The 24131-nt window shown below is 30.1% G+C and carries 26 protein-coding genes, 1 other RNA gene and 1 pseudogene; 26 read left to right on the forward strand and 2 right to left on the reverse strand.

Features of this window, described 5'->3' with window-relative positions; genetic code table 11:
- The first annotated feature begins 235 nt into the window (after positions 1–235).
- From HMPREF2930_RS03730 to HMPREF2930_RS03765, 8 genes are all read left to right on the forward strand, one after another.
- Positions 236–589: a DUF1798 family protein gene (locus HMPREF2930_RS03730; RefSeq protein ID WP_017176309.1), complete on the forward strand. Its 354-nt coding sequence runs from the start codon at positions 236–238 to the stop codon at positions 587–589.
- Complete coding sequence (locus tag HMPREF2930_RS03735) at positions 586–1149, forward strand: SLOG family protein (RefSeq protein WP_017176310.1); 564 nt, start codon at positions 586–588, stop codon at positions 1147–1149. The genes HMPREF2930_RS03730 and HMPREF2930_RS03735 overlap by 4 nt, the downstream gene beginning before the upstream one ends.
- Before the next feature lie 11 nt (positions 1150–1160).
- Positions 1161–1499 (forward strand): cell division regulator GpsB, encoded by a 339-nt coding sequence (gene gpsB / locus HMPREF2930_RS03740; RefSeq protein ID WP_002449866.1) that lies wholly within the window; start codon positions 1161–1163, stop codon positions 1497–1499.
- Positions 1500–1635: 136 nt separating this feature from the next.
- An RNA gene (gene rnpB / locus HMPREF2930_RS03745) (RNase P RNA component class B) lies at positions 1636–2022 on the forward strand.
- Between the two features lie 117 nt (positions 2023–2139).
- A complete protein-coding gene (locus tag HMPREF2930_RS03750) occupies positions 2140–3276 on the forward strand; it encodes a THUMP domain-containing class I SAM-dependent RNA methyltransferase (protein WP_017176312.1) in 1137 nt (378 codons plus the stop codon).
- A 178-nt stretch (positions 3277–3454) separates the two neighbouring features.
- Entirely contained in the window at positions 3455–4093 is a 639-nt protein-coding gene (locus HMPREF2930_RS03755) for an SDR family oxidoreductase (protein WP_002455331.1), read from the forward strand.
- A gap of 163 nt (positions 4094–4256) precedes the next feature.
- On the forward strand, positions 4257–7700 hold the full coding sequence (locus HMPREF2930_RS03760; protein WP_017176313.1) for a dynamin family protein: 3444 nt from the start codon (positions 4257–4259) through the stop codon (positions 7698–7700).
- Between the two features lie 14 nt (positions 7701–7714).
- Positions 7715–8599 carry a 5'-3' exonuclease gene (locus HMPREF2930_RS03765; RefSeq protein WP_017176314.1) on the forward strand — a complete coding sequence of 295 codons (885 nt, stop codon included), beginning with the start codon at positions 7715–7717 and terminating at the stop codon, positions 8597–8599.
- Positions 8600–8662: 63 nt separating this feature from the next.
- Here HMPREF2930_RS03765 and HMPREF2930_RS03770 read toward each other — a convergent pair whose 3' ends face one another.
- Both HMPREF2930_RS03770 and HMPREF2930_RS03775 read right to left on the reverse strand, forming a co-directional pair.
- The gene (locus tag HMPREF2930_RS03770; RefSeq protein ID WP_002449811.1) at positions 8663–9064 is read right to left on the reverse strand and encodes a ribonuclease HI family protein; all 402 of its coding nucleotides are present in this window, start codon (positions 9062–9064) and stop codon (positions 8663–8665) included.
- Positions 9065–9163: 99 nt separating this feature from the next.
- Positions 9164–9868 carry a queuosine precursor transporter gene (locus HMPREF2930_RS03775; protein ID WP_017176315.1) on the reverse strand — a complete coding sequence of 235 codons (705 nt, stop codon included), beginning with the start codon at positions 9866–9868 and terminating at the stop codon, positions 9164–9166.
- 199 nt (positions 9869–10067) lie between these two features.
- Here HMPREF2930_RS03775 and HMPREF2930_RS03780 point away from each other — a divergent pair, with 199 nt between their 5' ends.
- The 18 genes and pseudogenes from HMPREF2930_RS03780 to HMPREF2930_RS03865 form a co-directional block, all read left to right on the forward strand.
- Complete coding sequence (locus tag HMPREF2930_RS03780) at positions 10068–10262, forward strand: zinc-finger domain-containing protein (RefSeq protein WP_002449911.1); 195 nt, start codon at positions 10068–10070, stop codon at positions 10260–10262.
- An 11-nt stretch (positions 10263–10273) separates the two neighbouring features.
- The gene (locus HMPREF2930_RS03785) at positions 10274–10522 is read left to right on the forward strand and encodes a NifU N-terminal domain-containing protein (protein WP_002449746.1); all 249 of its coding nucleotides are present in this window, start codon (positions 10274–10276) and stop codon (positions 10520–10522) included.
- Positions 10523–10539: 17 nt separating this feature from the next.
- On the forward strand, positions 10540–11655 hold the full coding sequence (locus tag HMPREF2930_RS03790) for a conserved virulence factor C family protein (RefSeq protein WP_017176316.1): 1116 nt from the start codon (positions 10540–10542) through the stop codon (positions 11653–11655).
- A gap of 13 nt (positions 11656–11668) precedes the next feature.
- Positions 11669–12103, forward strand: a complete 435-nt coding sequence (gene brxA / locus HMPREF2930_RS03795) for a bacilliredoxin BrxA (protein ID WP_017176317.1) — start codon at positions 11669–11671, stop codon at positions 12101–12103.
- Positions 12104–12284: 181 nt separating this feature from the next.
- Positions 12285–13240 (forward strand): annotated as a pseudogene (locus HMPREF2930_RS03800) (thymidylate synthase).
- A 41-nt stretch (positions 13241–13281) separates the two neighbouring features.
- The gene (locus HMPREF2930_RS03805) at positions 13282–13758 is read left to right on the forward strand and encodes a dihydrofolate reductase (protein WP_017176319.1); all 477 of its coding nucleotides are present in this window, start codon (positions 13282–13284) and stop codon (positions 13756–13758) included.
- A gap of 21 nt (positions 13759–13779) precedes the next feature.
- Complete coding sequence (locus HMPREF2930_RS03810; RefSeq protein WP_017176320.1) at positions 13780–14625, forward strand: DegV family protein; 846 nt, start codon at positions 13780–13782, stop codon at positions 14623–14625.
- Between the two features lie 101 nt (positions 14626–14726).
- The gene (msrA, locus tag HMPREF2930_RS03815) at positions 14727–15254 is read left to right on the forward strand and encodes a peptide-methionine (S)-S-oxide reductase MsrA (RefSeq protein WP_017176321.1); all 528 of its coding nucleotides are present in this window, start codon (positions 14727–14729) and stop codon (positions 15252–15254) included.
- Positions 15247–15675, forward strand: a complete 429-nt coding sequence (gene msrB, locus HMPREF2930_RS03820; protein ID WP_002449905.1) for a peptide-methionine (R)-S-oxide reductase MsrB — start codon at positions 15247–15249, stop codon at positions 15673–15675. The genes msrA and msrB overlap by 8 nt, the downstream gene beginning before the upstream one ends.
- Before the next feature lie 12 nt (positions 15676–15687).
- Positions 15688–16188, forward strand: a complete 501-nt coding sequence (locus tag HMPREF2930_RS03825) for a PTS sugar transporter subunit IIA (protein ID WP_002449797.1) — start codon at positions 15688–15690, stop codon at positions 16186–16188.
- Positions 16188–16409, forward strand: coding sequence for a YozE family protein (locus HMPREF2930_RS03830; RefSeq protein ID WP_017176322.1), 222 nt, complete (start codon positions 16188–16190; stop codon positions 16407–16409). Before HMPREF2930_RS03825 ends, HMPREF2930_RS03830 begins: the two co-directional genes overlap by 1 nt.
- Positions 16410–16610: 201 nt before the next feature.
- Positions 16611–18080: a S41 family peptidase gene (locus HMPREF2930_RS03835; protein WP_017176323.1), complete on the forward strand. Its 1470-nt coding sequence runs from the start codon at positions 16611–16613 to the stop codon at positions 18078–18080.
- Positions 18081–18097: 17 nt separating this feature from the next.
- Positions 18098–18601 (forward strand): GNAT family N-acetyltransferase, encoded by a 504-nt coding sequence (locus HMPREF2930_RS03840; protein WP_017176324.1) that lies wholly within the window; start codon positions 18098–18100, stop codon positions 18599–18601.
- A gap of 18 nt (positions 18602–18619) precedes the next feature.
- Complete coding sequence (locus tag HMPREF2930_RS03845; RefSeq protein ID WP_017176325.1) at positions 18620–19687, forward strand: undecaprenyldiphospho-muramoylpentapeptide beta-N-acetylglucosaminyltransferase; 1068 nt, start codon at positions 18620–18622, stop codon at positions 19685–19687.
- Positions 19688–19704: 17 nt separating this feature from the next.
- Positions 19705–20328 (forward strand): phosphatase PAP2 family protein, encoded by a 624-nt coding sequence (locus HMPREF2930_RS03850; protein WP_017176326.1) that lies wholly within the window; start codon positions 19705–19707, stop codon positions 20326–20328.
- Between the two features lie 324 nt (positions 20329–20652).
- Positions 20653–21312 carry a response regulator transcription factor gene (locus HMPREF2930_RS03855; RefSeq protein WP_017176327.1) on the forward strand — a complete coding sequence of 220 codons (660 nt, stop codon included), beginning with the start codon at positions 20653–20655 and terminating at the stop codon, positions 21310–21312.
- 50 nt (positions 21313–21362) lie between these two features.
- Positions 21363–22670: a HAMP domain-containing sensor histidine kinase gene (locus tag HMPREF2930_RS03860; RefSeq protein ID WP_371089565.1), complete on the forward strand. Its 1308-nt coding sequence runs from the start codon at positions 21363–21365 to the stop codon at positions 22668–22670.
- Positions 22671–22840: 170 nt separating this feature from the next.
- A partial coding sequence (locus tag HMPREF2930_RS03865) for a thiamine pyrophosphate-dependent enzyme (RefSeq protein WP_256278342.1) occupies positions 22841–24131 on the forward strand: 1291 nt, incomplete at its 3' end.

Genomic DNA, 24131 nt, shown 5'->3' on the forward strand with positions numbered 1-24131 from the left:
ACACTTTCAATTTCTCAGAGAATAATATTAAACTATAATACGATAATAATGAAATGAGCATAATATTTATATTATACTACACATAATTAAATATATTCATTAATTATCTATTCTATTTTAACGTGCTTTAACAGTGAAAACAATATGTTTAAAAATTTGTAATAATGTAAAATTTATATCTAAACAATACTATAAAATAATTGTAATAAATTGTAAGAATATAGGAGGCCTCGTTATGTACACATTAATTAATGAAATACTTAAAGAACTACAGTACATGGCGTCAAGCTATAATGAAATAAAATTGACACAGTCAGAGAAGCAATTTCATCGAGATGTTGTTCCTTATGTAAAAAAAATTGATGGTTTAACTGAAGAATTATCTCATTATCATGATGAACTAATTCAATTTCCTTATATGAATAAGGAAAAATTAGAAATTTTAGTTAAACATATTAAGGAATTATCTGTAGAGTGTCACTACAATAAAACAAGTAAGAAGTTATTTAATGAAAAATTGAAATCTGCTAATTATGATCTTACCAATTTGCTTAAACATATAAAAGATAAAGAGGAATCAATACATTGAAAACAGTATATGTGACTGGATATAAATCATTTGAGTTAAATATATTTAAAGATGATATGAAAGAAGTGGATTATCTTAAACAATTTATAGAACATAAATTATTACAGTATATTGACGAAGGGCTAGAATGGGTACTCATTCAAGGACAAATTGGTATTGAATTATGGGCAGCTGAAGTAGTATTAAAATTACAAGACACATATCCTGAGTTAAAATTAGGTATTATCACACCATTTTATGGTCATACCTCCAAATGGAATGAACACAATATAGCAAAGTATGAATCTATTGCTAGTAATGCACAATTTCTAGAAAGTGTATTTCATTCTGAATATCAAGGACCTTTTCAATTTAAACAAACAGACCAGTTTATATTAGATCATACAGATATGACGTTATTAATTTATGATGATGAACAAGAAGGAAGTCCAAAATATTTTAAGAGGATGTTAGTTGATTTTATGGAAAAAACGACTTATAATTGTGATATTGTGACATTTGATGAACTTACTGACTTTATTAACGATTTACAATGGCAACAAGACCAAAGTTTTGAATGAGGTGGAAATTAATGGCAGATGTTTCTTTAAAGCTTTCAGCAAAAGATATCTATGAAAAAGACTTTGAAAAAACGATGGCTCGCGGTTATCGTCGTGAAGAAGTTGATGCTTTTTTAGATGATATCATTACTGATTATCAGAAAATGGCTGATATGAATAATGAAGTAGTCAGACTATCTGAAGAAAATAATAAACTTAAAAAAGAAGTTGAAGAATTGAGAATCAGAGTTGCAACTTCACGTCCTTCTGATAATAAGTCATTTGCTTCAAGCAATTCGAAATCAGCGAATAACAACGTAGACATTTTAAAAAGAATTTCTAATCTTGAAAAAGCTGTTTTTGGCAAATAATACATTGATATCTTAAAGATATAAGCTTGTTACGAAGCATGTTTGATTGCTATTATGTTTGATTTTGATAGCTAATTATTTATCTATTTAAAATTCTATTAAATATTTTAAAATTATGTTATACTCATAAAAGTGATATTTTGGGTAATCGCTATAGAAATATAGAGGAAAGTCCATGCTCACACAATCTGAGATGATTGTAGTGTTCGTGCTTGATGAAACAATAAGTCAAGGCATTAATTTGACGGCAATGAAATAACCTAAGTCATTCATTGATATGGTTAAAATAGTTTGAAAGTGCCACAGTGACGTAGCTTTTATAGAAATATAAAAGGTGGAACGCGGTAAACCCCTCGAGTGAGCAATCCAAATTTGGTAGGAGCACTTGTTTAGCGGAATTCAACGTATAAACGAGACATCTTTACTCGCATAGTAAAGATTTGTAGACAGATGATTACCACCAAAGTACCAGTACAACTAGTGTACGTTATGAGTACAATGGTACAGAACATGGCTTATAGAGATATCACAGACTAGTTTAGCTCTCCCTTTTTATGGAGAGCTTTTTTTATTTTGTATACATAATTATTTTAATATTTGTTAATATACTAATATGATATGAGACAAAGGAGATGAAATAATGTATCAATTATTAGCCGTGTGTCCAATGGGTCTTGAAGCCGTAGTTGCTAAAGAAATACAAGAACTTGGTTATAATACTCAAGTTGAAAATGGACGCATTTTCTTTGAAGGTGATGCTAATGCCATTGTAAAATGTAATTTATGGCTACGTACAGCTGACCGATTAAAAATAGTAGTAGGACGCTTCAATGCTAAAACATTCGATGAACTTTTTGAAAAGACAAAAGCATTACCTTGGGAAACAATTATCGATAAAGAAGGACAATTTCCTGTCCAAGGTCGTAGTGTAAAATCTACACTTCATAGCGTTCCTGACTGTCAAGCCATTACTAAAAAAGCTATCGTTGAACGTCTTAAAAAAGCTTATAATGAAAAAGGATGGTTAAACGAAAGTGGTGCGAAATATCCTGTTGAAGTAGCTATTCTTAAAGATAATGTCCTACTTACCATTGATACGTCAGGTTCAGGACTAAATCGTAGAGGGTATCGTATTGCACAAGGTGAAGCACCTATTAAAGAAACATTAGCAGCTAGCTTAGTACGTTTAGCAAATTGGAAGGGTGATACACCCTTTATTGATCCATTTTGTGGTTCTGGAACCATTGCTATTGAAGCATGTTTAATTGCTCAAAATATTGCGCCAGGTTTTAATAGAGAATTTGTATCAGAGGAATGGAATATTATGCCTCCTAATATTTATGACGTCATGCGTGACGAAGCTGATCAACAAGCTGACTATGATAAAGACATTCAAGTGTATGCGTCTGATATCGATCCAGAAATGGTTGAAATTGCTAAACGTAATGCTGAAGAAGTAGGCCTAGGTGATATTATTCAATTTAGTGTTAAGGATGTTAATACATTAACTATCGACCAAGAAGGACCTGTAGCGTTAGTTGGTAACCCGCCATACGGCGAGCGTATTGGAGGTAGAGCTGAAGTTGAAGAAATGTATCGATATGTAGGTAAACTAATGAAACAACATCCTTATTTATCAACATATATCCTTACAAGTAATAAAGAATTTGAGTATTTAGTAGATCGTAAAGCAACTAAACGTCGAAAACTTTTTAACGGTTATATCGAATGTACGTATTATCAATACTGGGGAAAAAAGCCTAATATTGATAAATAAATTTGACTTGAAGATTTATTTGAAAATAATTAATTTTGTAAATTTTTCTTAATAAATTGGATAATATTTATTTAAAATTTATGTATTTATTAGCACTATAATAGTGACTATTGTAAAGTTATTAGTAAGCGTGTTAAAAACATAGCACATTTAAACAGTATAGTAAGGAGAATAAGTTATGCAAACAGTTTTAATTGTAGGGGCTAACGGAAAAGTATCAATTGAAGCAACTAAAATTTTCTTAGAGAATTCTAGTTTTAACGTTGATTTATTTTTAAGAAATGCCCACCGTATTCCTGATTACGCATCTAATCGTATCACTGTCTTTGAAGGTGATGCTAAAAATGTTGAAGATTTAGAAAAAGCATTAGATCAAGTAGATATTGTTTTTGCAAGTTTATCAGGATCACTAGATAGAGAAGCACAAGCCATTATAGATGCCATGAACAAAAAGAATGTTAAACGTTTAATATTTGTGGCAGCTCCTGGTATTTATGACGAATTACCAGATAAATTCAATACATTTAACAAAGAACAATTTGGTGAAAAATTAACTAAATATCGTAAAGCAGCTGATTTAATTGAAGCGTCTGACTTAGATTATACAATTATTCGTCCTGCTTGGTTAACATTTAAAAATGAATCAGATTATGAAATTACTCAAAAAGGTGATACCTTTAAAGGAACAGAAGTTTCTAGAAGAAGTGTAGCCAATTTAGCAGTGCGTATAGCGAAACAACCTGAACTTTATTCTAGACAAAATATTGGAGTAAATAAACCAAATACTGATGGCGATAAACCAGCTTGGTTTAACTAATTCATTCTATATAGGTTTTTATTATTTCTTATGATAAAATTTAATAAACATAGCTAAAGATATTTTAGTTTTATCACCCTAAAAGTGAGGTTATAATTCTTTTTAGTTTTATAACCTTAATTTTTTTATATTTTAGAGTGAGTGAAATAAAGGGGATAGCATTATGCAAAATAATGAACAATTAGATGTATTATACAAATTAAAAAAAGAAATAGAAAAATCGAATAACGAAGCATTAGTACATACAATAAATCAAGTGATTAAAAAAGTATATTTAAATCAATATACTTTATCATTTGTTGGACATTTTTCAGCTGGTAAGTCAACATTAATCAATTTATTATTAGAACAAGATATATTGCCTAGCTCACCTGTACCAACAACGAGTAATACGGCTATAGTTTCTGTTTCAAAAGAAGAAGAAATTATTGCTAATTTAGAATATCAAAAATATGCTAAGTTAAAAACGTATGATGATGTAAAAATAATGAACCGATTAAATATTGATGTGGAATCTATTGAAATAAAGTTTCCTTCAAATAAGTTTAATCTTGGTTTTACATTACAAGACACTCCAGGAGTAGATTCAAATGTTTCTACACACCAATCCACTACTGAACAATTTTTATATACAAGCAATATGATTGTGTATATAGTTGATTATAATCATGTTCAGTCTGCGCTCAATTTCCAATTTATGAAACGCATGAATCAAGTAGGCATACCTATTATTTTTGTTATCAATCAAATTGATAAGCATAATGAGAATGAAATTTCTTTTGATACATTTAAACAAAAAGTAGAACAATCTATACAAGATTGGGATATTAAAGTCGCTCAACTATTTTATGTTAGTAAATTTGATCATCCAAACAATCAACTTCATTTATTCTCAGAGTTTTTAGTAGAACAAGATAAACTACGTGAACCTATTGAAGATTTTGTAACACGTATCATTGAATTTATACATCGTACTCAGCTTTCATATATTCAAGAGCATATGCAAAATATACTTGACGCTTTAAATATCAATGAATCCGAATTTGAAGAATCCTATAAACAATTTCAACAGAATCAAGCTATAAGTGAAGAAGCACAATTATTAAATCATTCTTCTCAATTATTAACGTACTTAAAAGAAAAACGGAAAAATATATTAGATAATGCTTATATTATGACTCATGATATGCGAGAAGATATTCGTTATTATCTTGAAAGCATGGCTTTAGACTTCAAAGTGGGCGGTCTTCTAAATAAAAAAAAGAAAACGGAAGAAGAGAGAGCAAAACGTTTACAAATTGTTGTAGACCGTTTACAAGAAAAAGTGAATCGACACATTCGTCAACCAATGCGTGAAGATTTATCTTTTGTAACTCGCTTTATTCATCATTCTGAAGTAAATCAACGAATTTTAAATCAACATTATGAAATTGAACCTACTTTAATTTCTAATTTATATCAAGTACAAACAAGCATTAATAATACCTATGTGCTCACATTTAGTGATGACGTTTTAAAAGCAATTGCACGTGCTATCGAAAAACAATCAGATTCATTATTTAAAGACATTATTGAACATACTGAAGCAACGGAATTATCTAACATAGAAGATAATGATGCACATTTATATGAACAGTATCTTGAGTTCAAGAATTTAAAACAGTCATTAACAACTGAAAATTATAAACATTATTATATTCATATAAATGACTCACTCGATAAATTAATTGATCGAACAGAAACACATTATAAACTTAATCAATCAACCATATCTTCAACAAATGATTTAGACGAAGATATTACATCAACTAAGGATACGACAACTCATCACTTTGATATTCAGAAAGCTCTGGCTATCATTGAGCCTGTTCCTTTATTCAATAAAACTAAGCAAGACATCAAAGCAACATTGCAACGCATAGATAATAAAATTGTAAAAATAGGCGTCTTTGGTACATTTAGTGCAGGAAAAAGTAGCTTGATTAATGCTTTACTTGGAGATCATTATCTTGTAAGCTCACCTAATCCAACAACAGCAGCTACGACTGAAATCTCATATGGTCATGATAGTCAAATTACTTTGAAAACAAATACGCAATTGTTAAATGAATTAAACCAATTACTTGAATATCAAAACGTTTCTTTTAACTCGTTAGAAAAATTTATGAATAGTAATATTGAGTCTTTAAAACAACAATTAGAAAAAAATCAATTGGCTTTTATAACATCAGTAGAGAAGCACTTTTCAATGTACCAAGATATGCTAACAGAAGGTATAACACATACTATTTCACAAAATGAAATTAAGCAATGGAGTGCTGAAGACGAATACGCTACATTTGTTAAAACCGTTCATATACAACTTCCACTGGATTGGTTAAAAGACAAAATTATCGTTGATTCATTAGGGTTACATTCTAATAATCAACGACATACAAATGAAACTGAACGCATCTTAACTTCTTCAGACCTAATTTTATATGTGAGCTATTTTAATCACTCATTTACTGATAATGACAAAGCATTTATTGAACATATGAAAGATATTAACCAATTAAATGAAGCACAGACATTTAAAATGATTATTAATGCGATAGATTTAGCTGAAACTAATGAAGATTTAATAGCAGTGGAGCAGTATGTAAAAGATGCTCTATCTCAAGTGAATCTGCCATCTGAATTATTCGGTGTATCAAGTAAACGTGCATTGGAGACTAAAGATGAAGGCATTCTTAAATTAAAAGAAAGTATTAATCATTTTGTCGAAACTGAATCGAAAACGATTTTAGAGAAGCAAATGATTCATCAAATCGAGCAAATGCGCGATAACTTTAATCAAATCATCTATGAATTTAAAACAAATCAAACACGTATGTTAGAACAACAACAACAACTTGAAACTTATAAAAATAAAACACCATTAACTAACCAAATGATTCATACAAGTGAGCAGCATACTAAAAATGAGGTTGAAGAACAAATCTATCATTTAAATAAACGATTACAGCTTCAATTATTAGATGAGGTTAAAAAAGTATATAATAGTCAAATGACACAAAATAATGATTTTAATGATGAAAAGAAACGTGCTACGAAAATGTACTTAGATCAAGTTCATCAACGATTATATTTAGAACAAACTTTATTAGTCGAAAGAATAAAAACATACTTTACTTCTCAATTAGATCAACAAATAGCACCAACAATTCAAAAATTAAACTCAGTTCATGTACTTATCCAACCTCATTTTAAAATAACAGCGCCGTTTACTGATGATGCACTATTACGTATTAGTTTAGAAGAGATGCTTTCAGTTTTACCTAAACAGTTGTCTAAACGTAAAATTTTAAATGCAAATGCGCAAAGAGAACTGCAAGAAATGATTTGTACAAATACACTAGAACTGCTACAACCATCACTAAACGTATTAAAACAACAATTAAATTATTATGTATCTAACTTAACTCACGACGCGAACATCGAACTTAATCAGTTAAATAATAATGTTTTAGAGCAAATCAATGACTTATTATCTAAACGTATCGATAATTCACTCATTGAACAATTAGAAACAGTAAATCAACAATTGGAACCACTTTTAAATTAGAAAGAAGGATTAATATGACTCAACGTGTCTTACTTGTAGATGGAATGGCACTCTTATTTAGACATTTTTATGCTACAAGTCTACACAATCAATTTATGTATAATTCTAAAGGTATGCCAACCAATGGGATTCAAGGTTTTGTTAGACATATCTTTACGGCAATTAAGGATATTAAACCAAGCCATGTTGCGATATGTTGGGATATGGGGAAAGCGACCTTTAGAAATGCTATGTATACTTCTTATAAACAAAATAGACCTGCGCCACCAGAAGAATTGATACCTCAATTCGATTACGTAAAAGACATTTCAGAACAATTTGGTTTTGTGAATATCGGTGTTGCAAATTATGAGGCAGACGATGTCATAGGAACACTCGCTAAAATATATTCAAAAGATAATGAAGTACATATTGTAACTGGAGATAGAGATATTTTACAATGTATCAATGAACAAGTAGAAGTCTGGTTAATCAGAAAAGGTTTTAATATTTATCATCATTATACTCTTAATCGTTTTAATGAAGAGTATGCATTACATCCACTTCAACTTATTGATATTAAAGCATTTATGGGAGATTCAGCAGATGGGTATCCTGGTGTTAAAGGTATTGGGGAAAAAACCGCCATTAAATTAATACAATCTTATGGTAGCGTTGAAAACGTACTAGACCATATCGAATCACTTACACCTGGTCAACAGAAAAAAATTGCAACTGATAAAGAAAATTTGATTTTATCCAAACAATTAGCGGAAATCTATACGGATGTGCCTATCGATACAACTGTATTATATAAAGAAATGGAATATACACATTCATTGAATCATATTCTTTCAATTTGTAATGAACACGAACTTTATGTCTCTGGTAAATATCTTGCTTCAAAAATTTTAATGTAAAACAGATAAAAAAAGAAGATAAAAGAATTCAACATAAATTCTTTTATCTTCTTTTTTACATTATTATTGTTTATTCTTAATTAATTTGTATAGAGCTTGTTGTGCTAATTGATTTGCTTCTTTATTTTTATCTCTTGGAACCCATTTTACAAATAGCAAATCAAAACTTGCTTCTAAAATCTCCATATTTTCAAAAAATGGTTTGAAACGCGCATTTTTTACATAACCTTGATTCACGCTATCTTCTATCAATTTAGAATCTGTATGCAATAAAGCATTTGAAACATTTAATTCACGAGCATGTTCTAATGCATGAATGAATGCAGACCATTCAGCACTATGGTTGTCCAATTCTCCTAAATCATGTGTATACGTATATTTAATATCATTTTCTTTAATTACTATCCCACACGTACTACGTCCCGGATTGCCACTCGTCGCAGCATCAAAAAATATTTTAGCCATTAAAAACACCTCTAGTTTAAGCATTAATTAAACACTATTTGTCTATTTAAAAATAGCATATTGCTTAGTAAACCTAAACAATATGCATGTATGATTGTTTTAATAACCTTCGTCTAATTTTTGAATTTTTCCTTTTCGATAGAAAGACTTCGCAATATAACCAAATGGAACATTGAAAATCGTTGAGACTAATTTTAAAACATACGTAGTAATAAAGATTTCAAATACAACACTTGCAGGCAATGTACCGATAAATGCGATAGTTACAAATAATGCAGTATCAATAATTGAACTTAATACCGTACTTCCATAAGCTCTAATAATAAATGTTTTATCTGATTGGAAAACTTTTTTTATCATTGAAAAGATGAACACATCTACATGTTGCCCTATAATATAAGCAATAATTGAACCTAAAGCAATTCTCGGCACTAAATCAAAAATCGTAGATAATGCTTTTTGAGATATATCTTCTGGTGCGGGTATAAAATGTAATGACATTTGCATTACAATTATCATAACAAGAGTTGATGAGAAGCCTAACCATACAGCACGTTTAGCAACTTTTCGTCCATAAATATCATTTAAAATATCTGTAGCTAGGTAGATAGAGGCAAACATTACATTACCTAAAGTTGCTGAGATACCAAAAATATCAACCGTTTTGATGACTTGGATATTAGCAATAATTGTACCGATAGCTACCCAAGCGATAAGACCTTGTTTACCAAAACAACGATACATTAAAACCATTACAATAAATGTTATAAAAAAAGTAGCAATACCAAAAAATTCATTATACATCATTTATTCCTCCTAAATTTTGATAATGCGGGTGTTTAGAAACCGCTAAGCAACTTTAATATTTTATAGTAAAAGTAATTCAAATTCAATACTCATTAATCAATTCATATTATAAATAATAAAAAATAAAATCGATTATTTTAAAATGATCATCATATAAGTTATAATAACTCCATATTTATAAAATTAAGTATAAGGAGTGAAAGTTATACTTACACATTCCGAACAAAATGCAATAGAAAAAATTGATGAATTAATGAATACTTATTGTGATAAATGTTTACTGAAAACACACATTAGAAAAACAGAAGGAAAAACACAAGCACATCATTTTTGTATTTCTGAATGTTCAATAGGTAAGCAAATTAAGCAATTAGGCAATGAACTTCAATAGGAGGGAATTTTATGCATATAAAGTCAATTGAAGACACACCAAATTATAATACGATTAAAATTAATTTAAGTGAAAAACGTAAAGATAATCAATCAAATACGTATACATCTGCTCAAGATGGGCAACCTGATTTTATTAATCGATTATTTGATATCGAAGGAGTAAAGTCAGTTTTTTATGTCATGGATTTTATTTCAGTAGATAAAGAGGAATATGCCAATTGGGATGATCTTGTACCTAAAATTGAAGACACATTTTAATTTTAGGAGGAACAGTAGTGGAAATATTAAAAATTGAACCAACACCAAGCCCAAATACAATGAAAATCGTTTTAAGTGAAAAGCGTGCTGATAATCAGTCGAACACATATACAGAAGTCAAAACATCTCAACCTGATTTTATTAATGACTTATTACAAATTAAAGATGTTAAATCTATATTTCATGTAATTGACTTTTTAGCTATTGATAAGTATCCGAAAGCAAATTGGGAAGAGGTATTACCTCAAATTACTGCGTCACTTCAAAAAGAGGAAACTATTAGTCAATCATCTCAGTTTGATGAACACTATGGAGAAGTGAAAGCAGAGATACTCACTTTTAAAAATATCCCATATCAAATTAAATTAACAAATGCTCATGAAGAAGTACGTAAACAACTACCTGATATCTTTATTAATAGTATGCTTAAAGCACAAGAAGATGATGATAATGTTATTTTTCTTAGAAAATGGAAAGAGCTTGGTTTACGTTATGGAGAACTTTCTCTAGTTATGGAAGAAGTTTATGAAGAAATCATTGCATTATATCCAAAAAGTCGATTGGAACAATTAGTCGTTCAAGCTTTATCTACACAAACGAAAAGTACATCTCATTTTTATCAACATGTTTCATACGAGGAGTACTTGAATGAATCAGACTGGAAAGTACGTCTCAGAATGTTAACAGAATTCCCAACACCAACACTTGAGGATATTCCACTCTTAGAGCAAGCCCTAAATGAAAATAAGTTACCATTAAGACGTCAAGCGATTGTTTTATTTGGTATGATTGAAAGTAAAGAAATATTGCCATATTTGTATAAAGGATTAAATGATCAGCATCCAGCTATTCGACGTACAGCTGGAGACTGTATCAGTGATTTAGGTTATAAAGAAGCTTTGCCAGAAATGGAAAAAGCACTTGATGATCCACAAAAAATTGTTCGTTGGAGAGCTGCAATGTTTTTATTTGAAGAAGGTGGCGAAGCGCAACTAGCATCTCTAAGAGCGCATGCAAACGACAATGCTTACGAAGTAAAACTTCAAGTGAAAATGGCAATTTCTAGAATTGAAAATGGCGATGAAGCATTAGGTTCCGTATGGAAACAAATTGCTAATCGTAATAAACATTAAAGGAGTTTTTTATATGAATCCGTATGAACAATATATGCATGAACTAGCACAACAAATGCGTTCTGAATTAACTGATAATGGTTTTACAAGTTTAGAATCAAGTGAAGATGTATCAAACTATATGAACAATGTTAAAGATGACGAAACAACATTTGTTGTTATTAATTCTACATGTGGTTGTGCTGCTGGTTTAGCGAGACCTGCTGCTGTAGCAGTTGCTGATCAAAATGATAAAAAGCCAACACATAAAGTCACAGTATTCGCTGGACAAGATAAAGAAGCAACGCAAACAATGCGCGATTATATCCAACAAGTACCTTCAAGCCCTTCGTATGCTTTATTTAAAGGTACAGAATTAAAGCATTTTATTCCGCGTGAACATATTGAAGGTAGAGATATTCAAGATATTTGTATGGATATTAAAGATGCTTTCGACGAAAATTGTTAATATGATTATATTAAATTAATCTATCTTAATATGCATCTCCAATAATAAATTATCTCAGTTTGATAATTTATTATTGAAGATTTTTAAATATAAAAATGTTTTGAAATAATATAATTCATTCAATATCTTTCTATTTTCTAGTATAATGATAATTAATATAAAATTTAGGAGAGATGTACATATGCTCAATCCTTTTGATTCGGCGTATCACGATTTATGTAATGACATTTTAGAAATTGGTAATCAACGTGATGATAGAACACATACAGGTACCATTTCTAAATTTGGACATCAAATCCGCTTCGATTTAACGAAGGGATTCCCTTTACTCACTACAAAAAAATATCTTTCAAACTTATTGCTACTGAGTTATTGTGGTTTATAAAAGGAGATACTAATATTCAGTATTTATTAAAATATAATAATAATATTTGGAATGAATGGGCTTTTGAAAAATATATTCAATCTGAAGATTATCATGGTCCAGATATGACAAATTTTGGACATCGTTCTCAAGAAGATGAAAATTTCAATAAAATGTATCAACAGGAAATGAAAAAATTTAAAGAGAAAGTGTTGAATGATGATACTTTTGCTAAAAAATATGGTGATTTAGGAAATGTCTATGGAAAGCAATGGCGTGATTGGGTAGATCAATATGGTAATCATTTCGATCAGCTTAAAACAGTTATTCAGCAAATTAAGACAAACCCTAATTCGAGAAGACACATAGTTTCAGCATGGAATCCCACTGAAATTGATACTATGGCATTACCACCATGTCATACAATGTTTCAGTTCTACGTACAAGATGGCAAATTAAGTTGTCAACTTTATCAACGTAGTGCAGATATTTTCCTAGGTGTGCCTTTTAATATTGCAAGTTATGCATTACTTACGCATTTAATTGCTAAAGAATGTAACTTAGAAGTTGGAGAATTCATTCATACTTTTGGAGATGCACATATTTATTCTAATCACATAGAGGCAATTAAGACTCAACTTTCTAGAGAAGGTTTTGCACCTCCTACATTAAAAATAAATTCTGAACACTCAATCTTTGATATTAATTATGAAGATTTAGAACTTGTAGACTATCAATCTCATCCAGCAATTAAAGCGCCCATTGCTGTGTAATCTATCTTTAATTAAAAATAAACTAAAAGGGGATATGATAAATGACCTTATCAATTTTAGTGGCACATGATCAACAACGTGTCATTAGTTATAAAAATGCTCTACCATGGCATATTCCAAATGATTTAAAACATGTAAAACAACTCTCAACTGGCCATACACTTGTAATGGGTAGAAAAACATTTGAGTCCATTGGCAAACCATTACCAAATAGAAAAAATGTAGTTTTAACTCGTGATAACAATTTTAAACCTGATGGCGTTGAAGTGATTCACACAATTGATGATATCTACAACTTAGAGGGTCATGTATTTATTTTTGGTGGCCAAACATTATATGAAGTAATGATTGATAAAGTTGACGATATGTATATCACTGTAGTAGATGGAAAACATCAAGGTGATACATTTTTCCCTCCCTATACATTTGAAGATTGGACGGTTGTATCTTCTGAAGAGGGTCAACTTGATGGAAAAAATACTATTCCACATACCTTTTTACATTTAGTACGAAAATAAAATAAATTAACAGGAGAAATTATGACTAAACAAGTAATCGTTACAGACTCTACCTCAGATTTATCAGCTGAATATTTAAATCAACATAACATCCATGTTGTTCCATTAAATTTAACCATTGATAAAGAATCATTTGTAGATCAAGTAGATATCTCATCCGAGGAGTACATTAAACGTATTGAAGAAGACGCTGACGTTAAAACGAGTCAGCCATCAATTGGTAAATTTATTGAATTATATGAACAACTTGATAAAGACAATGACGATGTAGAAATCTTTAGCATTCATATGTCTTCAGGATTAAGTGGAACATATCAGACTGCTTTACAAGCGAGCAATATGATTGAAGCAAAAGTAAATGTGATTGATTCAAAATCAATTTCTTTTGGATTAGCATACCAAATTCAACGTTTAGTAGAACTTGTAAACACTAATCTTTCAAGTGCAGAAATTATTAAACATATTTCAGAATTGCAGAAAAATATTAAACTATTTGTTGTTATTGGCCAACTCAATCAATTAATTAAAGGTGGACGCATCAGTAAAACAAAAGGTTTAATCGGAAATATTATGAAAATAAAACCGATAGGAACACTTAGAGAGGGATATTTAGAAATCGTACATAATTCTCGTACACAAAACTCTAGTATTCAATATCTAAAAAAAGAAATTGCTAAATTTATTGAAAATCATACTATTCAATCGATTGGTATTGCACATGCAAATACGATTGAATTCATTGAAAAAGTAAAACATCAATTTAATGAAGCATTTGGACAACAAAATTATGATGTTAATGTAACGACACCAGTCATTTCTACACACACTGGTCAAGGCGCTATCGGTCTTGTCGTAGTTAGAGGATAATAGATAATAATAGGTGACTTAAGTTATTGATCTCTGAGTTAATTACTTTAATTTCATATCATTATATCGTAAATTTAAAGAAAGATAGAGGAGGTAATATAATGGCATATGCAACTTTAGCAGGAGGATGTTTCTGGTGTATGGTTAAACCTTTTACATCTTACCCAGGTATTGAAGATGTCGTATCAGGTTATAGTGGCGGAAATATAGAAAATCCAACGTATGAACAAGTATGTTCAAATCAAACTGGTCATAGAGAAGCAGTTCAAATTACTTATAATCCAGATATTACGTCATTTGAAAATATTTTGGATGTTTACTTTAAACTATTTGACCCGACAGATAATAAAGGGCAATTTTTTGATAGAGGCGAAAGCTATGAACCAGCAATATTTTATCATGATGAACAACAAAAAAAAGCTGCTGAATTAAAAATCCAACAACTAAATGAAGAAGGTATTTTTAAAAAACCAATCATCACACCAGTTCTTCCTTACAAAAACTTTTATCCAGCGGAAGATTACCATCAAGACTATTATAAAAAAAATCCTATGCATTATGAGCAATATCAACGCGGTTCTGGTAGAAAAGCATTTATAGAATCACATTGGGGGTCTCAAAATGATTAAAAAAGATAAAAGCGAATTAAATGATATGGAGTATCTCGTTACTCAAGAAAATGGTACAGAACCTCCTTTTCAAAATGAATATTGGAATCATTTTGACAAAGGAATATACGTAGATAAAATTTCTGGTAAGCCTTTATTTACTTCTGAAGAGAAATTTGAATCTGATTGTGGTTGGCCAAGTTTCTCAAAAGCATTAGACGATGATGAAATTGTTGAACTCGTAGATAAATCATTTGGTATGATTCGAACTGAAGTTAGATCAGAAGATGCTAACAGTCATTTAGGTCACGTATTCAATGATGGCCCAAAAGAAAGTGGCGGATTGCGTTATTGTATTAATTCTGCAGCTATTCAATTTATTCCATACGAAAAATTAGAAGAATTAGGATATGGCGATTTGATACAACATTTTAATAAATAGGAGCGATGAATAATGTTTAAAAAATTATTTGGTAAAGATAAAGAAGTCAATAAGGAAACTCAACTATATGCACCATTAACAGGTGAATATGTCAAAATTGAAGATATACCAGATCCTGTATTTGCCCAAAAAATGATGGGTGAAGGTTTCGGTATTAATCCTACTGAAGGTGAGGTAGTTTCCCCAGTTGCTGGAAAAGTTGATAATGTTTTTCCAACAAAACATGCAATTGGTTTAAAAACTAAAAATGGTCTTGAAATTTTAGTACACATTGGATTAGATACTGTTCAGTTAGACGGAGAAGGATTTAATGTACTGGTTAGCAGTGGTGACACAGTACAAGTAGGCGACCCTTTACTCAAATTCGATTTAGAATTTATTAGAAATAATGCCAAATCAGTTATTTCACCTATTATTATTACAAATTCTGATCAAACAGAATCTATTTCACTCGATGATGTTAAAGCTGTTATTAAAGGCGAAACTAAAGTTGTCGATGTGACAATGAGCTAATGAAAGATCATTCATTTTATCAATTTGCCTTAACGGCTAGAGGACGTAAAGATGATAAAGGTGAATTAGCCGAAGACATTTTCAATGACTTATCGTTTCCAAAACATGAAAGTGACTTCAACGTATTATCAGACTATATCGAAATGCAAAGTGACATTACGTTACCTATGTCCGTATTTGATGATTTATATGAAGAATATACAGAATGGTTAAAATTCTAATTTAAATTCATTTTATGTCTAAATATGATATGGAGTGGTGTTATAAAATCTTAATTTTAGATTTATATGCCACTCTTTTTATTTTTATCTAATTAAGAATACAATTTCTTATAATTTGCGTTTGCTTAAAAATAAAGACATACTAGGTATGTCTTTATATAAAATGATAAGAGACAAGATGTAATTAGAGGAAGTGATTTTATGAATAATCATTCTGAGGAGCACCATGACGGACAATCAGATGAAAAAAGACATGCATCTCCTAAAAAAAAGATGCATTTGAAAATATGGCAGTTTATCTTAATTTTATTAAGTGTTATTATCATTACAACAATTATAGCTGTATTTGCAACGATAGGAATCAGTCATAAGTTAAGTGGTTTAACTAAAGAAGAGCGTCAAGAAATGAAAAAAATAGAATTTGCATATAAAACGTTAGATACAGACTATTACAAAAAACAAAACTCAAGTAAACTTTCTGAAGCTGCAATTAATGGTATGGTAAAAGAATTAAAAGACCCATATTCTGAATACATGACAAAGTCTGAAACAAAGAGCTTTAATGAAGATGTATCTGGAGATTTTGTAGGTATTGGTGCAGAAATGCAAAAGAAAAATAAAGATATTATGATTACAAGTCCTATGAAAGATTCTCCTGCTGAAAAAGCTGGCCTTCAACCTAAAGATGTTGTCACAAAAGTTAATGGTAAGTCTGTAGTAGGTAAACCTTTAGATCAAGTTGTTAAAGTGGTAAGAGGTAAAGAAGGCACAAATGTTAGGTTAACTATTAAACGCGGTTCTGAAGAAAAAGATATTAATATTAAACGTGGTAAAATTCATGTCAAAAGTGTGGAGTATAAGAAAAAAGGTAACATAGCTGTATTTACGATTACTAAATTCCAACAAAATACTGCGGGTGAATTAAAATCTGCAATTATAAAAGCTCATGATGCTGGTGTTCGAAATATCATCTTAGACTTGCGTAATAATCCAGGGGGATTATTAGATGAAGCAGTTAAAATGGCTAATATTTTTATTGATAAAGGTCAAACTGTTGTTCAACTTGAAAAAGGCAATGATAAAGAAGCAATTAAAACTTCAAATGATGCTTTAAAAGATGTTAAAGATATGAAAGTGAGTATTTTAGTAAATGAAGGTTCCGCAAGTGCGTCAGAGGTCTTTACAGGGGCAATGAAAGATCACCATAAAGCTAAAGTGTATGGTTCAAAAACATTTGGTAAAGGAATCGTTCAAACCACACGAGAACTTAAAGATGGGTCATTATTAAAATATACACAAATGAAATGGTTAACACCTGATGATCATTATATTCATGGAAAAGGTATTAGACCAGATGTTACAATTGATTCTCCTAAGTATCAATCATTAAGTGTTATTCCGTCTGATAAAACATATTCTGTTGGCGATAATAATAAAAACGTTAAATCGATAAAAATTGGTTTAGATGCTTTAGGTTATTATAACGGAGATGAATCAAACCAATTTGATAATCAATTAGCTAATGCTATTAAACTATTCCAATCAGATAATCAACTATCTGAAACGGGAAAATTTGACACCAAAACAAATGAAAAATTCACTCAATTATTAGTTGAAAAATCAAATAAAGAAGACACAGTCTTAGACAAATTATTAAAATTAATAAAATAGAAAGGAATAACTATTATATGATTAGACTAGGTAAACATGAAGATATTAATCAAATCGAAACATTAGTGTCAGAAGCAAAAGATTTAATGAAATCATTTGGGAATAATCAGTGGGACGATAAATACCCAGCTACTGAACATTTTAAGGAAGATATTGATACAGAGACGTTATATGTTTTAGAAGAAAATAACACTATTTATGGATTTATTGTTGTCGACCAACAACAATCAGAGTGGTATGATGATTTAGAATGGCCAGTTGATAGAAATAACGCTTATGTTATTCATAGATTAGCTGGTTCTAAAGATTATAAAGGTGCAGCAACTCAATTATTTGATTTTGCAGTTAAATTAGCAGAAGAACATCATATCCATGTGATTCTGACAGATACTTTTGCATTAAATAAACCCGCTCAAGGTTTATTCGAGAAATTTGGTTTCCAAAAAGTAGGAGAAACAAAAATTGACTATCATCCATTCGATAGAGGCGCACCATTCTATGCATATTATAAAAACATATAAGAATAGAGGTTAATAATCATGTCTAAAATTGCGTTTACCGGAGGCGGCACAGTAGGCCATGTGTCTGTGAACTTAAGTTTAATTCCAACTGCATTAGAAAAAGGACATCAAGTTTTTTATATTGGTTCTAAAAACGGAATTGAACGAGAAATGATTGAATCACAACTTTCGAATATTAAATATTACCCAATTTCAAGTGGTAAATTACGTCGTTATTTATCATTTGAAAATGCAAAAGATGTTTTTAAAGTATTAAAAGGTATCTTAGATGCCCGTCGCGTTCTAAAAAAAGAAAAGCCTGATTTATTATTTTCTAAGGGGGGATTTGTTTCTGTTCCTGTTGTTATAGCAGCACGTTCATTGAATATTCCTACTATTATTCATGAATCAGATTTAACTCCTGGTTTAGCAAACAAAATATCTTTAAAATTTTCAAAAAAAATATATACAACATTTGAAGATACACTTAAATATCTACCTAAAGATAAAGCTGATTTTGTAGGGGCAACCATTAGAGAAGATTTAAAAGAAGGTAATCAACAAAAAGGTTATGAAATAACAGGGTTTGATTCAGATAAAAAAGTATTACTTGTTATGGGTGGTAGCCTAGGTAGTAAAAAATTAAATGATATTATTAGAGAAAATCTTGAAGCTTTACTACATGATTATCAAATCATTCATTTAACAGGGCATGGATTAGTAGATGAGTCTTATAAACAAAAAGGATATATTCAATATGAATTTGTTAAAGAAGAATTAACGCATTTATTATCTATTACAGACACAGTCGTAAGTCGTGCAGGTTCTAATGCTATCTATGAATTCTTGACTTTAAGAATCCCAATGTTGCTCATACCACTAGGACTTGATCAATCTAGAGGGGATCAAATTGACAATGCTAAATATTTTGAATCCAAAGGATATGGAAAAATGATTCCAGAAGATCAACTTACACAATTCAAATTACTCGAACAATTAAAACAAATTGAATCTCACCGTACTGATATTACTCATCAAATGGAATCTTATAAAGAAAGTTATACTAAAGAAGACTTATTTAATAAAATCTTGAACGACGCGCTTTAATATAGGAGGACCAATTGATGAATAGAACGAAACGCATTACATTGCTCATTGTTTTTACATTAATCTTTGGCATCATTGCATTTTTCCATGAATCACGTTTAGGCAAATGGATTGATAATGAAGTATATGAATTTATTTATGCATCGGAGAGTTTTATTACTACATCTATTTTATTAGGTGCAACAAAAATTGGAGAAGTATGGGCAATGGTTTGTTTGTCATTAATGCTTGTTGCTTATTTAATGCTTAAACGTTACAAAATTGAAGCTTTATTTTTTGTTATCACAATGTCACTATCAAGTATATTAAATCCCTTACTAAAAAATATTTTTGATCGTGAACGTCCAACATTACTACGTTTAATTGATATTTCTGGATTTAGTTTTCCTAGTGGACATGCAATGGGTTCGACTTCATTTTTTGGAAGTGCAATGTATATTGCTCAGCGTAGAGCATCAGGAAGTACAAAAGGCGTCATTATTGGACTATGTGCGGCACTTATTTTACTCATTTCTATTTCAAGAGTTTATTTAGGCGTGCATTATCCAACTGATATTATTGCAGGAATCATTGGAGGTGCTTTCTGTATCGTTCTTTCAACTTTAGTATTAAAAGGATTACATGAGCCTACAACCTTATAAATAATAAATAAGTGCGCCTTATTTGGCGCACTTATTTATTATTTACGTCTCGTTTTAAAACGAACGTTTATTAGTATTTACGGACATATAAATTAAGGGGGGAATGGCTTGAAAATGATTATAATTCTAAGTATTTTAAATTATGGGGGAAACTTAGATTTAATTGATAATCATTTTCAATTAATATTATAACTTATTGATAACGATTGTCAATTAAAATCTTACTTTTATTTTATTCATTCTATTAACAAATAATTTTTGTGATAGAATATTGGTTATGTTATGAGAAGTCATACGTTTATTAAAAAAGAGGTGTCTGAAAAAATGACTAATATTTTAATCGTCGAAGATGAACAAAATTTAGCCAGATTTCTTGAATTAGAATTAACACATGAGGGTTATAAGGTGGACATCGAATATGATGGGGAACCTGGTTTAGAAAAAGCATTAAATAACGATTTTGATTTGATTATTTTAGATTTAATGTTACCAAATATAAATGGCCTAGAAATTTGTAGACGTGTACGCCAAGTGCAATCAACACCAATTATTATCATCACTGCTAAAAGTGATACTTACGATAAAGTGACTGGATTAGATTATGGTGCAGATGACTATATAGTAAAGCCCTTTGAAATTGAGGAGCTTTTTGCAAGAATTCGTGCTATATTACGTCGTCAGCCTCATAAGGATATTATCGATATTAATGGTATCAGAATAGATATTGATGCATTTAAAGTAACTGTTGATGGTAAGCAATTAGATTTTACTAAAACTGAATATGATTTATTGTATCTATTAGCAACGAATCGCAATCACGTACTACAACGTGAACAAATTTTAAATCATGTATGGGGATATAATAGTGAAGTAGAAACGAATGTGGTTGATGTATACATCAGATATTTAAGAAATAAATTGAAACCTTTCAATAAAGAAAAAGTCATTGAAACTGTTCGTGGTGTAGGATACGTGATTCGATAATGAAAAATCATACATTACAATATAAATGGATGACTATCACTACATTGATTATGTTTACGACAATTATTTTATTTTGTCTTATTATTATATTCTTCTTAAAAGATACTTTAAGAGAAGGAGAAGTGGATGAAGCAGAACATAGTTTAAGTGATATTGTCAATTTAATTCAAACGCGTCCGATTAATAATATATCGATATTAGATTTAAGTGCTTCATTAGAAAATTATGAAGAAGTCATTATTTACAATCATACAGGTCAAAGAATAATGAAATCATCTAATGAAAGTACGATTCAGTTTATACCTAATAATAATTTACAAAAGACCGATCGAATTCAAGTAATGCGAAATAATGGAAAAGAGTATTTAGTTATTACTGAACCACTTCATAGTCCAAACTTTAAAGGTTATAGCGTACTCATTCATTCTCTTGAGCATTATAACAACTTAGTAAAATCACTTTATATTATTGCTGTTGTTTTTGGTCTACTTGCTACAGTGATTACTGCATGTATTAGCTATTTCATTTCTAAAAATATTACAAAACCGCTAGTAACAATGTCTAATAAAATGAATCAAATACGACGCGATGGTTTTCAAAATAAATTAGAACTTGATACAAGTTATGAAGAAACAGACAATTTAATAGAAACTTTCAACGAAATGATGTATCAAATTGAAGCCTCTTTTAATCAACAAAGACAATTTGTTGAAGATGCTTCTCATGAGTTAAGAACACCACTTCAAATCATTCAAGGCCATTTAAATTTAATTAAACGCTGGGGTAAGAAAGATCCTGCTATTTTAGAAGAGTCTTTAAATATTTCACTAGAAGAAATGAATCGAATTACAAAGCTAGTAGAAGAATTATTATTATTAACCAAAGATAAAGTAAATATGCAATCCTTAGAAAAAGAGGACGTTGATATCAATGAAGAAATTCAATCACGAATTAAGGCACTTCAACAATTGCATCCAGATTATCTATTTGAGATTGAATTAGAACAAAAACCTTTAGTTTTACAAATTAATCGTCATCAATTTGAACAATTAATCTTAATTTTTATAGACAATGCTATGAAATATGATAAAGAGAGAAAGCATATATGTATTAAAACACAATTGCGTAATAAACAAATAAGTATTGAAATTACCGATCATGGCTTAGGCATACCAAAAGAAGATCAAGAATTTATTTTCGATCGTTTCTATAGAGTAGATAAATCTAGAGCAAGAAGCCAAGGTGGTAATGGCTTAGGGCTTTCAATTGCCGAAAAGATTGTGAGTCAATATGGAGGTTACATTTCTGTAGATAGTGAACTTAATAAATTCACAACATTCAAAATCAATTTTAAATAAAAACACAGATGATTATCATCTGTGTTTTTTTATTAATATAAAATTAAAAAAGTTTATCTTTATTGAATTTTTTCTTTTTACATAATATTCAGTCAATAGTCTTTATCAATAGTTAAAATAGTGCTATGATGGTTTTGTAAGCGGTTTAACTATTTTGTGGAGGGTATAATATGGCAAAGGATAAAAGGGATGTTACAGAAGCTCCAGTAAATTTTGGGGCAAATTTGGGTCTTATGCTCGATTTATATGATGATTATCTTCAAGACCCAACTTCTGTCTCAGATGATTTACAAGTGCTTTTTAGTACAATAAAAAATGGCGAAGCACAAGTTAAAGCTAAGTTTACCACAGATGGGAGTGGTACTTCAGCAGATGATAGCACAATCAAACGTGTCATGCGATTAATTGATAATATTAGACAATATGGTCATCTAAAGGCTGATATTTATCCTGTAAATGCGCCTAAAAGAACGCATATCCCAAAATTAGAAATTGAAGATTTTAATTTAAATAAAGAGACATTAAAAAATATTTCATCTGGTATCGTATCAGATCACTTTAGTGATATATACGATAATGCTTATGAAGCGTTAAAGCGTATGGAAAAGCGTTATAAAGGCTCTATTGCGTTTGAGTACAATCATATTAACAATAATAAAGAACGTACTTGGTTAAAACGTCGTATTGAAACACCTTATAAAGCTACCATTAATAGTGATGAAAAAATTAACTTATTTAAAACACTTGCTCATGTTGAAGGTTTTGAAAAATATCTACATAAGAATTTTGTTGGAGCAAAACGTTTCTCAATTGAAGGTGTAGATACATTAGTGCCAATGTTACAACATACATTGAAGCGTGCTGCTCAAGAGGACATTCAGAATATTCAAATTGGAATGGCACATAGGGGACGTCTCAATGTTTTAACACATGTATTAGAAAAACCTTATGAAATGATGATCTCAGAATTTATGCACACGGATCCAATGAAATTCTTACCTGAAGATGGCAGTTTAAAACTTACTGCTGGTTGGACAGGAGACGTTAAATATCACTTAGGTGGCGTTAAAACTACTTCTTCATATGGTATTGAACAATGTATTTCTTTAGCAAACAATCCAAGTCACCTAGAAATTGTAGCACCTGTAGTTATAGGAAAAACACGTGCTGCTCAAGATGATACACATCATGCGGGTGGACCAACTACAGATTTCCATCACGGTATGCCAATTATTATTCATGGAGATGCTGCATATCCTGGTCAAGGTATCAATTTTGAAACAATGAATTTAAGTAATTTAAATGGTTATTCAACTGGCGGAGCACTACATATAATTACAAATAACCGAATTGGTTTTACAACTGAACCTATTGATGGTCGTTCTACAACGTATTCATCAGATATCGCTAAGGGGTACGATGTACCTATTCTTCATGTGAATGCAGATGATGTAGAAGCGA

It is taken from the genome of Staphylococcus sp. HMSC068C09 (assembly GCF_001813735.1).
Taxonomy (GTDB): domain Bacteria; phylum Bacillota; class Bacilli; order Staphylococcales; family Staphylococcaceae; genus Staphylococcus; species Staphylococcus hominis.

Excerpts from the sequence above, each read along its gene's own strand:
- HMPREF2930_RS03730 (WP_017176309.1), top strand. The coding sequence starts at position 236 with ATGTACACATTAATTAATGAAATACTTAAAGAACTACAGTACATGGCG.
- gpsB (WP_002449866.1), top strand. The coding sequence starts at position 1,161 with ATGGCAGATGTTTCTTTAAAGCTTTCAGCAAAAGATATCTATGAAAAA.
- HMPREF2930_RS03750 (WP_017176312.1), top strand. The coding sequence starts at position 2,140 with ATGTATCAATTATTAGCCGTGTGTCCAATGGGTCTTGAAGCCGTAGTT.
- HMPREF2930_RS03755 (WP_002455331.1), top strand. The coding sequence starts at position 3,455 with ATGCAAACAGTTTTAATTGTAGGGGCTAACGGAAAAGTATCAATTGAA.
- HMPREF2930_RS03760 (WP_017176313.1), top strand. The coding sequence starts at position 4,257 with ATGCAAAATAATGAACAATTAGATGTATTATACAAATTAAAAAAAGAA.
- HMPREF2930_RS03765 (WP_017176314.1), top strand. The coding sequence starts at position 7,715 with ATGACTCAACGTGTCTTACTTGTAGATGGAATGGCACTCTTATTTAGA.
- HMPREF2930_RS03770 (WP_002449811.1), bottom strand. The coding sequence starts at position 9,064 with ATGGCTAAAATATTTTTTGATGCTGCGACGAGTGGCAATCCGGGACGT.
- HMPREF2930_RS03775 (WP_017176315.1), bottom strand. The coding sequence starts at position 9,868 with ATGTATAATGAATTTTTTGGTATTGCTACTTTTTTTATAACATTTATT.
- HMPREF2930_RS03785 (WP_002449746.1), top strand. The coding sequence starts at position 10,274 with ATGCATATAAAGTCAATTGAAGACACACCAAATTATAATACGATTAAA.
- brxA (WP_017176317.1), top strand. The coding sequence starts at position 11,669 with ATGAATCCGTATGAACAATATATGCATGAACTAGCACAACAAATGCGT.
- HMPREF2930_RS03805 (WP_017176319.1), top strand. The coding sequence starts at position 13,282 with ATGACCTTATCAATTTTAGTGGCACATGATCAACAACGTGTCATTAGT.
- HMPREF2930_RS03810 (WP_017176320.1), top strand. The coding sequence starts at position 13,780 with ATGACTAAACAAGTAATCGTTACAGACTCTACCTCAGATTTATCAGCT.
- msrA (WP_017176321.1), top strand. The coding sequence starts at position 14,727 with ATGGCATATGCAACTTTAGCAGGAGGATGTTTCTGGTGTATGGTTAAA.
- msrB (WP_002449905.1), top strand. The coding sequence starts at position 15,247 with ATGATTAAAAAAGATAAAAGCGAATTAAATGATATGGAGTATCTCGTT.
- HMPREF2930_RS03825 (WP_002449797.1), top strand. The coding sequence starts at position 15,688 with ATGTTTAAAAAATTATTTGGTAAAGATAAAGAAGTCAATAAGGAAACT.
- HMPREF2930_RS03830 (WP_017176322.1), top strand. The coding sequence starts at position 16,188 with ATGAAAGATCATTCATTTTATCAATTTGCCTTAACGGCTAGAGGACGT.
- HMPREF2930_RS03835 (WP_017176323.1), top strand. The coding sequence starts at position 16,611 with ATGAATAATCATTCTGAGGAGCACCATGACGGACAATCAGATGAAAAA.
- HMPREF2930_RS03840 (WP_017176324.1), top strand. The coding sequence starts at position 18,098 with ATGATTAGACTAGGTAAACATGAAGATATTAATCAAATCGAAACATTA.
- HMPREF2930_RS03845 (WP_017176325.1), top strand. The coding sequence starts at position 18,620 with ATGTCTAAAATTGCGTTTACCGGAGGCGGCACAGTAGGCCATGTGTCT.
- HMPREF2930_RS03850 (WP_017176326.1), top strand. The coding sequence starts at position 19,705 with ATGAATAGAACGAAACGCATTACATTGCTCATTGTTTTTACATTAATC.
- HMPREF2930_RS03855 (WP_017176327.1), top strand. The coding sequence starts at position 20,653 with ATGACTAATATTTTAATCGTCGAAGATGAACAAAATTTAGCCAGATTT.
- HMPREF2930_RS03860 (WP_371089565.1), top strand. The coding sequence starts at position 21,363 with ATGTTTACGACAATTATTTTATTTTGTCTTATTATTATATTCTTCTTA.